General features: G+C 43.7%; 10 protein-coding genes, 1 tRNA gene, 1 rRNA gene, 1 other RNA gene, 3 pseudogenes and 1 other annotated feature (1 of these 17 running past the window's edge). Of the genes and pseudogenes, 13 read left to right on the top strand and 3 right to left on the bottom strand.

The annotated features are described in order from the left end of the window. Window positions 1-120: 120 nt before the first annotated feature. The 5 genes from RCG23_RS11820 (at window position 121) to RCG23_RS11800 (ending at window position 4,927) form a co-directional block, all read left to right on the top strand. Window positions 121-1,440 (top strand): serine hydrolase, encoded by a 1,320-nt coding sequence (locus RCG23_RS11820; protein ID WP_374049853.1) that lies wholly within the window; start codon window positions 121-123, stop codon window positions 1,438-1,440. Window positions 1,441-1,614: 174 nt separating this feature from the next. Further along, complete coding sequence (pdxS, locus tag RCG23_RS11815; RefSeq protein WP_308179810.1) at window positions 1,615-2,499, top strand: pyridoxal 5'-phosphate synthase lyase subunit PdxS; 885 nt, start codon at window positions 1,615-1,617, stop codon at window positions 2,497-2,499. 11 nt (window positions 2,500-2,510) lie between these two features. Beyond that, the gene (pdxT, locus tag RCG23_RS11810) at window positions 2,511-3,101 is read left to right on the top strand and encodes a pyridoxal 5'-phosphate synthase glutaminase subunit PdxT (RefSeq protein ID WP_308179809.1); all 591 of its coding nucleotides are present in this window, start codon (window positions 2,511-2,513) and stop codon (window positions 3,099-3,101) included. Between the two features lie 59 nt (window positions 3,102-3,160). Beyond that, window positions 3,161-3,383: a binding site (T-box leader), on the top strand. A 51-nt stretch (window positions 3,384-3,434) separates the two neighbouring features. Next, window positions 3,435-4,712, top strand: a complete 1,278-nt coding sequence (gene serS, locus RCG23_RS11805; protein ID WP_308179808.1) for a serine--tRNA ligase — start codon at window positions 3,435-3,437, stop codon at window positions 4,710-4,712. Between the two features lie 122 nt (window positions 4,713-4,834). Next, window positions 4,835-4,927: transfer RNA gene (locus tag RCG23_RS11800), tRNA-Ser, on the top strand. 388 nt (window positions 4,928-5,315) lie between these two features. On the opposite strand, the gene RCG23_RS11795 is transcribed toward RCG23_RS11800, so the two are convergent. The 3 genes and pseudogenes from RCG23_RS11795 to RCG23_RS11785 all read right to left on the bottom strand — a co-directional run bounded on the left by RCG23_RS11795 (window position 5,316) and on the right by RCG23_RS11785 (window position 8,181). Further along, window positions 5,316-6,008: a deoxynucleoside kinase gene (locus tag RCG23_RS11795; protein ID WP_374049828.1), complete on the bottom strand. Its 693-nt coding sequence runs from the start codon at window positions 6,006-6,008 to the stop codon at window positions 5,316-5,318. A 16-nt stretch (window positions 6,009-6,024) separates the two neighbouring features. Then, the gene (locus tag RCG23_RS11790) at window positions 6,025-6,672 is read right to left on the bottom strand and encodes a deoxynucleoside kinase (RefSeq protein ID WP_308179806.1); all 648 of its coding nucleotides are present in this window, start codon (window positions 6,670-6,672) and stop codon (window positions 6,025-6,027) included. Window positions 6,673-6,892: 220 nt separating this feature from the next. Next, a pseudogene (locus RCG23_RS11785) lies at window positions 6,893-8,181 on the bottom strand (glycoside hydrolase family 18 protein). A 142-nt stretch (window positions 8,182-8,323) separates the two neighbouring features. Between RCG23_RS11785 and tadA the strand changes: the two are divergent. From tadA to RCG23_RS11745, 8 genes and pseudogenes are all read left to right on the top strand, one after another. Then, complete coding sequence (gene tadA, locus RCG23_RS11780) at window positions 8,324-8,842, top strand: tRNA adenosine(34) deaminase TadA (protein WP_308180042.1); 519 nt, start codon at window positions 8,324-8,326, stop codon at window positions 8,840-8,842. 80 nt (window positions 8,843-8,922) lie between these two features. Continuing rightward, window positions 8,923-9,185, top strand: an RNA gene (gene ffs, locus RCG23_RS11775) — signal recognition particle sRNA large type. A 154-nt stretch (window positions 9,186-9,339) separates the two neighbouring features. Beyond that, window positions 9,340-11,023, top strand: a pseudogene (gene dnaX, locus RCG23_RS11770) (DNA polymerase III subunit gamma/tau). 50 nt (window positions 11,024-11,073) lie between these two features. Then, window positions 11,074-11,400 carry a YbaB/EbfC family nucleoid-associated protein gene (locus RCG23_RS11765; protein WP_308179805.1) on the top strand — a complete coding sequence of 109 codons (327 nt, stop codon included), beginning with the start codon at window positions 11,074-11,076 and terminating at the stop codon, window positions 11,398-11,400. 14 nt (window positions 11,401-11,414) lie between these two features. Further along, window positions 11,415-12,009: pseudogene (gene recR, locus RCG23_RS11760) on the top strand (recombination mediator RecR). Between the two features lie 21 nt (window positions 12,010-12,030). Further along, window positions 12,031-12,249, top strand: coding sequence for a YaaL family protein (locus tag RCG23_RS11755; protein WP_308179804.1), 219 nt, complete (start codon window positions 12,031-12,033; stop codon window positions 12,247-12,249). Between the two features lie 83 nt (window positions 12,250-12,332). Then, the gene (locus tag RCG23_RS11750; RefSeq protein WP_308179803.1) at window positions 12,333-12,596 is read left to right on the top strand and encodes a pro-sigmaK processing inhibitor BofA family protein; all 264 of its coding nucleotides are present in this window, start codon (window positions 12,333-12,335) and stop codon (window positions 12,594-12,596) included. Between the two features lie 357 nt (window positions 12,597-12,953). Beyond that, window positions 12,954-14,188 (top strand): 16S ribosomal RNA (locus tag RCG23_RS11745) (it continues 299 nt past the right edge of the window).

Below are 14,188 nucleotides of genomic sequence, written 5' to 3'. Positions count from 1 at the left end.
TAGGTAATTACTCTGTCTATGATTTACAAATGACTTATGTTAAAATAACCAAAGTGTATTAATTCGTTGGAGGGCGTTACAGTGAAAAAACAGTTTTTTCAGAAATACGTAGCAGGCGCTATGGCGGTTGTAATGTCAATAAGCCTATTTTCTGGGGTTCATAAAGCAGAAGCAGAGGCTCAATTAAATGTAAATGCAGACGGTGCTATTTTAGTTGATGGTGAATCAGGAAAGGTTTTGTATGAAAAAAACGCTGACAGTCTGCTAGGGATTGCCAGTATGACAAAAATGATGACTGAATATATTTTATTGGATGCCATTAAGCATGGACGTGTAAAATGGGATCAGGAATATTCAGTGAGTGACCTTGTCTATAAGATCTCCCAGGACCGCAGTTTATCAAACGTACCTTTACGCCGTGATGGCAAATATAAGCTGCATGAGCTTTACGAAGCAATGGCTATATATTCAGCGAATGGTGCCACTATTGCGATAGCTGAAACCATTGCGGGTTCTGAAACTAATTTTGTAAAAATGATGAATGATAGAGCAAAAAAGCTTGGATTAAAAGACTATAAATTTGTTAACTCAACAGGTTTGAATAATTCGGAATATAAAGGTTCTCATCCAGGAGGATCTGGAGATAGTGATGAAAATGTCATGTCTTCCCGCGCTACAGCCAAGCTGGCTTATCGCCTGATTAATGATTTCCCTGAAGTACTCAAGACTGCCAGCACACCTAAGAAAAAATTCCGTGAAGGCACTGATGATGAAATCAACATGGAGAACTGGAACTGGATGCTACCAAGTCTTGTCTACGGATATGAAGGTGTAGATGGCCTTAAAACGGGTACTACTGATTTTGCCGGTTATTGCTTTACAGGTACTGCAACTCGTGATGGAAAGCGATTTATTACGGTTGTTCAAAATGCGAAGAATGATAGCGGAAAAGGTGGCTACAAAGCCCGTTTTGACGAAACAAGAAAAATGTTCGATTATGCTTTCAGCAACTTTACAAAAGAAGAGCTTGTACCTAAGCACTATCAGATTAAAGGGAACAAGACCTTACCTGTTATTAAAGGTAAAGAAGATTCCGTTAAGATTTATTCAAAAACACCAATCAGCATGGTGGTCCTAAATGGTGAAAAAGGAAATTACAAGCCTGTTCTCGTCCTTGATAAAAAGAAATTAAACAAAGACGGCGAACTCACAGCCCCGGTAAAAAAAGGGGAAAAGGTCGGATATATTAAATTAGTGCCTAAAAATGGCGAAAAAGTAAGCTTCCTCACTGAAGAAGGACAGCAAAAGGTCGAAGCTGATGTTGTTGCTGCCAATGATGTAGATAAAGCAAATTGGTTTATCCTTATGATGAGGGGAATTGGCGGCTTTTTCGGAGATTTATGGGACGGCATTTCTTCCGCAGTAAAAGGCTGGTTCTAATCTCGAAAATAGCGTGGCCTTTAAGATTGCATAATATCTAGAAAGGATTCCTGCCTTGACAGGAATCCTTTTTTAGTGTTTATTTTATTTTGGATAGATTCATTTTTTTTGTTTGGAATTAGAATACTAATAGTAATTCAATTGGAGTAGATATAAAAAATTTTAGGGGGCAAAATGATGAAAACTGGTACAGATCGAGTTAAACGCGGAATGGCTGAAATGCAAAAAGGCGGCGTTATAATGGACGTTATTAACGCAGAACAAGCTAAAATTGCGGAAGAGGCCGGCGCTGTAGCTGTAATGGCATTAGAACGGGTTCCTTCTGACATCCGTGCTGCCGGTGGCGTTGCGAGAATGGCAGATCCAAGAATCGTTGAAGAAGTAATGAATGCTGTTACGATTCCAGTTATGGCTAAAGCACGTATTGGCCACATTGTAGAAGCTCGTATACTTGAAGCGCTTGGTGCTGATTATATTGATGAGAGTGAAGTATTAACGCCTGCCGATGAAGAGTACCACTTAAACAAAAGAGATTTTACCGTTCCTTTCGTCTGCGGATGCCGTGACCTTGGGGAAGCTGCACGCCGTATTGGTGAAGGTGCATCAATGCTTCGTACAAAAGGTGAGCCTGGAACAGGTAATATCGTAGAAGCAGTGCGCCATATGCGTAAAGTGAATGCGCAAGTCCGCAAAGTATCGGTAATGAATGAAGATGAGCTTATGACAGAAGCAAAGCTTCTTGGAGCTCCATACGAAATCCTTCTCGAAATTAAACGCCTTCGCCGCCTTCCAGTTGTTAACTTTGCAGCCGGCGGTGTTGCAACACCTGCGGATGCAGCGTTAATGATGGAACTGGGTGCAGATGGAGTTTTCGTTGGATCTGGAATTTTCAAATCCGACAATCCTGCTAAATTTGCGCGTGCTATTGTTGAAGCAACAACCCATTATCAGGATTACAAGCTGATTGCAGAAATTTCTAAGGATCTTGGCATTGCCATGAAAGGGATTGAAATTTCTACCCTCGCGCCTTCTGCACGTATGCAGGATCGCGGCTGGTAAGGAGAATTAATATGGTGAAAATAGGTGTGCTGGCCCTGCAGGGAGCTGTTCGCGAACATGTTTGGGCTGTGGAGAAATCCGGAGCAGAAGCACAGGTTATAAAAAGAAAAGAAGAACTTAAAGATATGGACGGTCTCATTCTTCCAGGCGGAGAAAGCACAACGATGAGGCGTTTGATTGATAAGTATGATTTTATGGATGAATTAAGAGATTTCGCTAAATCGGGCAAGCCGATGTTCGGTACTTGTGCAGGCTTGATACTGCTTGCTAAAAATATCGTGGGATATGATGACCCACATCTTGGCGTAATGGATATTACCGTAGAACGAAATTCGTTTGGCCGCCAGAAGGAAAGCTTTGAAGCTGACCTGGATATCAATGGTGTCGGCGATGATTTTACCGCTGTGTTTATTCGGGCTCCGCATATTGTTGAAGCAGGGGAAAATACAGAAATCCTTGCCAAACATGACGGAAGGATTGTCGCTGCAAGGGACGGGCAATACCTTGGCTGCTCATTCCATCCTGAATTGACGGATGATCACCGTTTGACTGCCTATTTTATTGAAATGGTAAAAGAAGCGAAGCAAAAACAATTTGCATAATTTGGTTGCAAATCGTAAATATTTATAGTAGATTATAAATTACAAAATTTAATCATATCGAAAAAGCAGTGAGAGGAAATAGTAGCTAGTTCTTCATTCTTAAGAGAGCCGGTGGTTGGTGTGAACCGGTGAGTGAAATCAGTGAATCCGTCCTTGAGCAAGGTATGGAAAGCCGCTGTTAGCGGTAAGTAAATACTTTCGGGTAAAACCGTTATGATTTTAAGGTGGACAGTATTTTTGCTGTCAACCAGGGTGGCAACGCGGGTAACTCTCGTCCCTGTTTAGGGGACGGGAGTTTTTTGTGTTTATTTTTAAAAATAGGAGTGGAAGAACATGCTTGATGTAAAACATTTGAGAGCAAACTTTGAAGAAGTAAAAAATCTTCTGCAGCACCGCGGCGAGGATTTAACCGACTTTGGAAAATTCGAGGAATTGGACAGGCAGCGCCGTGATTTGATTGTGGAAGCGGAGCAGCTTAAGAGCAAGCGAAATGAGGTTTCCCAGCAGGTTGCCACATTCAAGCGGGAGAAAAAGGATGCAGACCATCTGATTGCAGAAATGCGGGAGGTGGGTGACCGCATCAAGGTTCTTGATGATGAACTTCGTGGTGTGGAGGATACGCTTGAGCAGTTAATGCTGAGTATCCCGAATATCCCTCATGAGAGCGTTCCAATAGGCGAATCTGAAGATGATAATATTGAAGTAAGGAAATGGGGAGAAATCCGCGAATTTGAATTCGAAGCTAAGCCGCACTGGGATGTAGCGGATGGACTGGATATTCTCGATTTCGAACGCGCAGCCAAAGTAACTGGTAGCCGCTTTGTGTTTTATAAGGGACTTGGAGCACGGCTGGAGAGGGCATTAATCAATTTCATGATGGACCTCCATTCTGATGAACACGGCTATACGGAAGTGCTGCCGCCATACCTGGTGAACCGTGCAAGCATGACAGGCACTGGACAGCTTCCAAAATTTGAAGAGGATGCCTTCTTAATCGAAAGTGAGGATTATTTCCTTATCCCGACAGCGGAAGTGCCAGTGACGAATTTGCATAGGGATGAAATTTTACGCGGAGAAGATCTTCCAATCCGATATGCAGCCTTCAGCGCATGTTTCCGTTCTGAGGCGGGTTCTGCAGGACGTGATACACGCGGGCTTATCCGCCAGCACCAATTTAACAAGGTTGAGCTTGTTAAATTCGTAAAACCTGAAGATTCTTATGAGGAATTGGAAAAGCTAACAGGAGATGCTGAGAGAGTGCTGCAGCTTCTGAAGCTTCCTTACCGAGTACTAAGCATGTGCACAGGCGATCTTGGTTTTACAGCCGCAAAGAAGTACGATATAGAAGTATGGATCCCAAGCTATGGAACATACCGGGAAATTTCTTCTTGCAGTAATTTTGAAGCTTTCCAGGCTCGCAGGGCGAATATTCGTTTCCGCCGCGATCCGAAGGCAAAACCGGAGCATGTTCACACATTAAATGGTTCTGGGCTTGCGATAGGAAGAACAGTTGCAGCTATTTTGGAAAACTACCAGCAGGCTGACGGAAGTGTCATCATTCCGGATGTACTCCGTCCATATATGGGTAACAAGGAAGCAATCAGGCCATAAAAAATAATCGCATCAGCGGGAGGAATTCTGCCTTCTGCTGATGCGAAAATCTTTTTTTTAAAAAAGTTATTTATTTTGTTGACACTCAAAAATATATGTGGTAAATTAATATATGTCGAAACGGAGGAATACCCAAGTCTGGCTGAAGGGATCGGTCTTGAAAACCGACAGGCGGGTCATACCGCGCGGGGGTTCGAATCCCTCTTCCTCCTCCATTTTTTACTAAAATGATTTACTTACGCGCATAATAACTGGAGATAAAACCCGCTGGCTTAACTGACAGCGGGTTTTTTATATGTGGTTAAATTTTCTAATAGTACTGGTGTCTAGCTCAACAGGCGTTTCCGCTTTTCTTACAAAAAGGCTGTTTTAGTGTACTTTGTTGCTATTTAGAGTGAATCAGATGGTTGCTAAAGAAGTTGATTGGAGCGGAAGGTGCGAGACTCCTGGGGGCAGTGGGACAGGTGAGAACCCGCAGTCGCTTGAGCTACGAGGAGGCTCACCGCCCACCCCGCGGAAAGCGAGCATCCTGAAGCGGAAATCAACTACTATTAAAAACAATAATCTTTTAGAAAACAGCCTACAAAAAAACACATACTGGCTTTAGCCAATATGTGCTGTTGCTCCTAGAATTTCTTTTAATTTCATTTCAACATCGCGGCAGACCCTTATAGCATCATCAGGGCGATTGACGACATCGGTGTTATCCATGTTGATGATTAGTACTTCACTGGCATCGTAATGATTAATAACCCACTCATCATAGCCCTTCCACACCTCGAAGTAATACTCCTTTAACTGCGGATTGATTTCAAAGCTTCTTCCGCGTGCCATAATCCTGTCAATTACCGTATCAAAGGAACCTTTTAAATATACCATCAAGTCAGGTGCTTTCTTTGGAAGCTCGTTCAACTCTTCCATCATGTTTGCTACAAGGTCTTCATAGATTCTGAATTCAAGCTCGGAAATCCTGCCAAGATTTTTATTCACAAGGGCAAAATACCAGTCTTCATAAATTGAGCGATCCTGGATCGTATATAAAGGATCATTCCAAGTAATGCATTCTTTTACTGTCTTAAACCGTTTATTTAAAAAGAAAAGCTGCAATAGGAAAGGAATTCTTTTTGCATCCAATTCTTCGTCAGTCAATTCATAATAGAGAGGCAGAATCGGATTGTCATCAACCGTTTCATAGAAAACCTTACTCTCTATGCCTTTGCTTTGAAAATGATCATTTAGTATATCGGCTACACTTGTTTTTCCCAGACCAATCATTCCGCCAATAACGATACTCACTAACATCCCCCTCGTCTTATAAAGTATTTGTCCAGCTGCTTTGCTTTAATGATAATGTCAGCTTTTCCATAATGCTGTTAAAGTCTTCCTGGTTCTTAACAAAATCCATTTCGTCACCATTGAATCGCAGGACCGGAATTTCCGGATGCATTTTCTCAAAGCTCGTAATCGCTTCATCATAATCGAGGGAAAGCTGCTCTAAATAAAGCGGGCTGATTTTCTTTTCGATTTCACGGCCTCTCATTTCAATCCGCTTTAGAAGCGTATCAAGGCTTGCATGCAAATAGATGATCACATTTGGCTTTGGCATATCCTCTGTCAGGATTTGATAGATTTTATAATATTTTTGATACTCTTCATCCTTCAAGGTCCGCTGGGCAAAGATAAGATTTTTAAAAATATGGTAATCGGCTACAACCGATTGATTTTTACTTAGATAGTGAGTGTTAATATCGCCTAATTGCTTAAAGCGATTGCACAGAAAGAACATTTCCGTCTGAAAGCTCCATTCATCGATGTCCTCATAGAATTTTCCGAGGAATGGGTTTTCATCAACAATTTCCTTTAAAAGTGCAAAATGAAATTGTTCCGAAATTGCTTTTGCGAGAGATGTTTTGCCAACACCAATCGGTCCTTCAACGGTAATAAAGGGTGTGTCCCCCATTGCGCGCGTCCTCCTTCTCCGTCTGCCGGCACTTTCTTCTAATCATTGGTGTCTTTATTGTTAATGGTTACTTCCGTCCAAGTTCTAAATGACACAGAAAATATTTTATCATAATCTCAACAGGAAAGGATATGGAATATTAAGAAGGAAGTCATTTCATGTAGAAAAATTGAAAAAACTGCCGAAGGATGGCAGTTTTTCAGAGAAAAAAATAAAAGTGTTAGGTTGGGCGTTTTACAACATCAAAATTCTCCGCGATTAACAGCCAATTTTGCGGAAAGGCAAGGCCAAGCTTCCAATAGCTCATCCCTCTTAAATTCAGCTCTTTAATTAAATCAAATTTTGCCTGGATGGAACGGGCATCCTCAAACCAGACTTCATGCCGTTTTCCACTTTCGTCCGTATAATGAAAAAAAGGTGCCTGTGCCTTTGTATCATATTGAATCGGCACATTGTATTTTGCGGCAAGCTGGATGGCCTGCTGGGGGCTGACAGCTTTAGCGACAGATCCCTGGACGAAAGGAAGCGTCCAATCATATCCATATAAATTTTGTCCCATCATAATTTTATTGGATGGAATTTCTGTAATGGCATAGTCAAGCACCTTTCTGACTGGTCCAATGGGAGAAACAGCCATGGCGGGACCTCCACTGTATCCCCATTCGTAAGTCATGATGACAACAAAGTCGACAATTTCTCCATGTGCTTTGTAATCATGTCCTTCATACCATTTCCCTTTTTGTCCGGCACTTGTCTTTGGCGCGAGGGCGGTGGACATCAGCCAGCCTTCCTGCTTAAAGCGGTCTCTGGCTTTGCGAAGAAAGCGGTTATATGCCTCCCGGTCAGCAGGGCGCAAATATTCAAAATCAAAGTGGATATCCTTGAAACCATATTTTTTGGCAGTGGAAACAATATTATTTAGAAATTTATCCTGTATAGCCATATCTGTTAATAGAATTCGTCCCAGTTCATCGTTAAATTGGTCATTTTCCTGGTTATTGATAACCATCATTAGTACATTATTATTGGCGCGGGCAATGGCCGGAAAGTTATTCAGGAGCGGAGGCTTTAAAGTCCCATCTCTTTTTGCCTGAAAGCTGAAAGGGGCAAGGTAGGTTAAGTAAGGGGCTGCCTCTCTGGCACTGTTTTCAAGTGACGGGGAGACAGTAGTGCCCCGGGGCTCAACATAGCCGTTGAACTCTCCTTTTCTTTTTTTAGCCGGCGGTATATATAGTCTAAAGCCTGTTTGAAGAGGCTGGTTAGCGGAAATCCTATTAACAGACGCAAGCTGCTGGGCTGTAAGGCGAATTTTTTTGCAATGGAAAACAAGCTATCGCCTTGTTTCACAAAATAAAACCTGCCTACAATCGGAACGACCAATGTCTGTCCAATGACAAGATTATTGGGGTTTGGTATATCATTCGCTTCAATGAGGTCTGCTGTTGTGGTTCCGTAAATTCTGGCGATGCTTGCCAATGATTGGCCACTCTGTACAACATGAATTTGCATTTTCTTCCCTCCTTGGGCACATATATGCTACCTCCATTTTATGAATGTGCAGAGAAATTAATGATATAATGTTCATAAATTTCGGTCCCGGGGAAAATGGATCCCTTCTAGCTTAAAGGGTGGTTATTGAATGGAATTAGATATGAATAATGATGAATATTTTATGCGGGAGGCTATAAAGGAAGCTGAAAAAGCATTAAGCTTAAATGAAGTGCCTATCGGTGCGGTCATTGTTTTGGGGAATAGGATCATTGCGCAGGGCCATAATTTAAGGGAGTGTGAGCAAAATGCGATTGCCCATGCTGAACTGCTTGCGATCGACCGCGCCTGCAAAGAGCTCGGTACCTGGCGGCTTGAAGACGCTATTTTATATGTAACACTTGAACCGTGTCCAATGTGCTCTGGAGCGATTATCCTCTCAAGGATTAAACGGGTAGTATTCGGTGCGGCAGACCCTAAGGGCGGCTGTGCGGGCACACTGATGAACCTTTTGGAAGATGAACGTTTTAATCACCGTAGTGAAGTGACGGCGGGTGTCCTTGGAGAAGAATGCGGCTTAATGCTATCAGAATTTTTCAGGTCCTTAAGAGAACGAAAGAAACGGGAAAAAAAGGAACGAAAGCAAATGGAACTGGATAAGGATACAGGAATTGACAGCTAATAAACATTGCTTTTTAAAGTGATTCTTAGTATACTAAAAAAGCGTCAGATATGGCGCCTTAATATTTGGTATCAATTTTGCCGTGCTAGGCGGGGAGGTAGCGGTGCCCTGTACTCGCAATCCGCTCCAGCGAGGCTGAATCCCTTCCTGAGGCTGTCATACTGTAGGGCTGCCTTAAGTAAGTGGTGTTGACGCCCGGGTCCTGCGCAATGGGAATCCATGAACCATGTCAGATCCGGAAGGAAGCAGCATTAAGTGGACGCTCCCATGTGCCGCAGGGTTGCCTGGCCGAGCTAACTGCTTAAGTAACGCCTATGGGTGTCAGTCAAGGGAAGGTGCACGGCAGTTATAATTTATAATAAAACTCATTCCTGATAAAGGAATGGGTTTTTTTGATATTACAAACATAGAAAGAAATAATCTATTTTCATTTTGTAAAAAAGAAAATAGATACGTTATAATAGGGAAGATAACAATGAGGAAGGGGGCAATGTCAAATGGCTTATCAAGCATTATATCGTGTTTGGCGTCCTCAGCAATTTATAGATGTAGTGGGCCAGGAACATGTGACACAGACATTGCAGAATGCCCTGCTTCAACAGAAAATATCACATGCTTATCTTTTTTCCGGCAAGGGGTACGGGAAAGACAAGTGCCGCTAAGATATTGGCTAAAGCCGTCAACTGTGAAAGGGCTCCGATTCAAGAGCCTTGCAATGAATGTGCCTCATGCCGCGGAATTACGGATGGGTCGATTTCCGATGTGATTGAAATTGATGCTGCATCCAACAATGGCGTAGAAGAAATTCGTGATATCCGCGATAAAGTCAAATATGCGCCCAGCTCAGTGAAATATAAGGTGTATATTATTGACGAGGTGCATATGCTTTCCATTGGGGCATTTAACGCATTGTTAAAAACGCTGGAAGAGCCGCCAAAGCATGTCATGTTCATACTGGCGACAACAGAGCCTCATAAAATACCACTTACGATTATCTCCAGATGCCAGCGCTTTGATTTTAAGCGAATTACGGCACAGGCAATTGTCAAACGGATGAAGCTTATTGCTGAGGAATCTGGTGTTCAATGCGATGAGCGGCCTCTGCAGATCATCGCCAGAGCAGCCGAGGGCGGAATGCGGGATGCGTTGAGTTTATTGGATCAGGCGATCTCGTTCAGCCAGGATAAGGTGACAGAAGAAGATGCTTTAACTGTAACTGGTTCGGTTTCACAGGGGTTCTTAAACAAATTAGCTCGTGCTATTGAAGAGAAGGATGTCGCAAGCGGGCTGGAAGCGTTAGACGAATTGCTATACCACGGAAAAGATCCATCGCGTTTTATTGAAGATTTTATCCTTTTTTACCGGGATATGCTGCTGTATAAAACGGCACCTGCTCTTGAGGAATCGCTCGAAAGGGTCATGCTTGATGATGAGTTCCGTGAGCTTGCTGAGGATGTATCCTATGAACAAATTTATCAGCTGATCGATGTCTTGAATAAGACCCAGCAGGAAATGCGCTGGACCAACCATCCAAGAATATTTTTGGAGGTGGCAATCGTCAAGCTGTGCCAGATGGAGGCAGTGGGATCTGAACAAGCTTCCCCTGGCGATATAAGCAAACTGATCAATCGAATTGAGCAGCTCGAAGGCGAATTGAAAGATTTGCGGGCAAACGGGGTTGCAGCAGTCCAGGAGCAAGCACCGTCAGTTCAAAAGGCAGCACCAAGAACCTCTCGAAAAGGATTTCAGGCGCCTGTTGGAAAAATAAATGAAATATTGAAACAGGCAACGAAGAATGACTTAAATCAAGTGAAAAGCCAGTGGGGTATTATGCTGGGAAGGCTCATGAAGTCCCATTCAGCACTTTTGAATGAGGCGGAGCCGGTTGCGGCATCATCCTCTGCTTTTATTATTAAATTTAAACATGAAATCCACTGCCAAATGGCGATGGATAACCAGCGCTTTATTGAAACGGTCACAGCTGCCATTCAGGAGCTAACAGGAAACCGGCTTGCGGTTCTGGGCATTCCGGAAGAACCGTGGATTGCTATCAGAGAGAGCTTCTTACAAAGCCAGCAGGCTGACGGCTATGAAAGCGGTGAGACGGCTAAAGAGGAAGAACCTCTTGTGTCCGAGGCAAAAAAACTATTTGGTGCTGATTTTGTTGAAGTAGTTGATTGATCAGTATATCAGGCACATCTATTTTAAAAAATATTGGAGGCTGAAGTTAAATGATGCGTGGCGGAATGGGTAATATGCAAAACATGATGAAACAAATGCAAAAAATGCAAAAGCAAATGGAAGAAGCTCAGAAGGATTTAGGGGATAAGCAAATTGAAGGAACTGCTGGCGGCGGCATGGTTACGATTACTATGACAGGCCATAAGGAAGTTGTAGAAGTAAAAATCAACCCGGAAGCAGTAGACCCGGATGATGTAGATATGCTTCAAGACCTTGTTTTGGCAGCTACAAATGATGCATTGAAAAAGATTGATGAATTAACGAACAATACGATGGGACAATTCACTAAAGGAATGAATCTTCCAGGGATGTTCTAGGGGGAATAAAACATATGCATTATCCTGAACCGATATCGAAGCTGATTGACAGCTTTATGAAATTGCCAGGTATCGGCCAAAACGGCGGCACGTCTGGCTTTTTTCGTTCTAAGCATGAAAGAGGACACCGTCCTTGATTTTGCCAAAGCTCTCGTCAACGCCAAAAGGAATCTGACGTACTGCTCTGTTTGCGGACATATTACAGACCAGGACCCTTGCTATATCTGTGAAGATCAACGCAAGGACCGTACTGTCATTTGCGTAGTACAGGATCCGAAGGATGTAATCGCCATGGAAAAAATGAGAGAGTACAACGGGCTGTATCACGTCCTGCAGGGAGCGATTTCACCAATGGATGGAATCGGCGCCGAGGATATTAATATTCCCAATTTATTAAAGCGCCTGCAGGATGAAACCGTGCAGGAGGTTATCCTCGCAACCAATCCGAATATCGAGGGAGAAGCTACGGCCATGTATATTTCCCGCCTGCTTAAGCCGTCAGGAATCAAGATAACGAGAATTGCACATGGATTGCCGGTAGGCGGTGACTTGGAGTACGCTGATGAAGTTACCCTCTCCAAGGCGCTGGAAGGCAGAAGGGAAATATAATAAAACCGGGGGTAAACAATCATGTTTTTTCGCCGTAAGGGCTGGCTTCGTAAAGAATATGACGAAAAGCTGCTTCAGCATATGAATGATTTTAAATGTGAATGGCAGCAGCAGAAAATGCTTTTGGAAAAAAGCTTTGACCCTTCTGAAGAGGTTATCTGCCAGTCAAAGCTGGCAGAAGCGAAATATTTTTTTCTCTTTAAAGAAGCGAAACACAGAAACATTACATTAAACAGATAATAAAAGCTATTCCTCTCCAGGTCTTTTTTACAAACTTGTACATACATTATTAGTACAAGTTACATAGGAGGGGGATAGCTTTTTTGGAACCAATCATGGTGATCTCCGTTTTAGGGGGTCTAATATTGTTACTGCTTTTTTCAGGAGCCCCGTTTAAACCGTTAAGAATGGTTGGACAGGCGGCCGTGAAGCTGTTGATAGGAGCCTTGCTTTTATTCTTTTTGAATGCGGCCGGCAGCAGATATGGGATTCATGTACCTATTAATTTTGCGACCTCAGCGGTTTCAGGGTTTCTCGGTATCCCTGGCCTTGTTGCTTTAGCAGCTATTCAGAAATGGGTAATCTAAATAACCTGCGCCTTATCTCTTTTCCGTTGGATTAACAGCGGAATTTTTTTATTATATAGGAGGGAAATACTCTTTAAATATTAAAATAAAATCTTTTTACGAAAAAGGGTTGACCAATAGGCAGACATCAAGTAATATATTAAAAGTCGCTGGTGCACACCGGTTGATAACATTAAAAAGTTGTTGACAATGATAACTTGAAATGTTATATTTATAAAGTCGCTTTTGGGCGGTTGGACGAATTGATCCTTGAAAACTAAACAAACAAAAATGTCAACAAAACAAGCAAGACCAAATGAAGACGATCTTGATCGTCGGAATTTGCCAACGTAACTTTATGAGCTAATCACTCACTCTTTATTGGAGAGTTTGATCCTGGCTCAGGACGAACGCTGGCGGCGTGCCTAATACATGCAAGTCGAGCGGATCACTTCGGTGATCAGCGGCGGACGGGTGAGTAACACGTGGGCAACCTGCCTGTAAGACTGGGATAACTTCGGGAAACCGGAGCTAATACCGGATAATCCTTTTCCTCTCATGAGGGAAAGCTGAAAGACGGTTTCGGCTGTCACTTACAGATGGCACGCGGCGCATTAGCTAGTTGGTGAGGTAACGGCTCACCAAGGCGACGATGCGTAGCCGACCTGAGAGGGTGATCGGCCACACTGGGACTGAGACACGGCCAGACTCCTACGGGAGGCAGCAGTAGGGAATCTTCCGCAATGGACGAAAGTCTGACGGAGCAACGCCGCGTGAGCGATGAAGGCCTTCGGGTCGTAAAGCTCTGTTGTTAGGGAAGAACAAGTATCGGAGTAACTGCCGGTACCTTGACGGTACCTAACCAGAAAGCCACGGCTAACTACGTGCCAGCAGCCGCGGTAATACGTAGGTGGCAAGCGTTGTCCGGAATTATTGGGCGTAAAGCGCGCGCAGGCGGTCCTTTAAGTCTGATGTGAAAGCCCACGGCTCAACCGTGGAGGGTCATTGGAAACTGGGGGACTTGAGTACAGAAGAGGAAAGTGGAATTCCACGTGTAGCGGTGAAATGCGTAGAGATGTGGAGGAACACCAGTGGCGAAGGCGACTTTCTGGTCTGTAACTGACGCTGAGGCGCGAAAGCGTGGGGAGCAAACAGGATTAGATACCCTGGTAGTCCACGCCGTAAACGATGAGTGCTAAGTGTTAGAGGGTTTCCGCCCTTTAGTGCTGCAGCTAACGCATTAAGCACTCCGCCTGGGGAGTACGGCCGCAAGGCTGAAACTCAAAGGAATTGACGGGGCCCGCACAAGCGGTGGAGCATGTGGTTTAATTCGAAGCAACGCGAAGAACCTTACCAGGTCTTGACATCCTCTGACAATCCTGGAGACAGGACGTTCCCCTTCGGGGGACAGAGTGACAGGTGGTGCATGGTTGTCGTCAGCTCGTGTCGTGAGATGTTGGGTTAAGTCCCGCAACGAGCGCAACCCTTGATCTTAGTTGCCAGCATTCAGTTGGGCACTCTAAGGTGACTGCCGGTGACAAACCGGAGGAAGGTGGGGATGACGTCAAATCATCATGCCCCTTATGACCTGGGCTACACACGTGCTACAATGG

Origin of the sequence: Neobacillus sp. PS3-34, assembly GCF_030915465.1 — a bacterium.
Taxonomy (GTDB): domain Bacteria; phylum Bacillota; class Bacilli; order Bacillales; family Cytobacillaceae; genus Neobacillus_A.
This window is presented reverse-complemented; position numbering and strand designations above follow the sequence as displayed.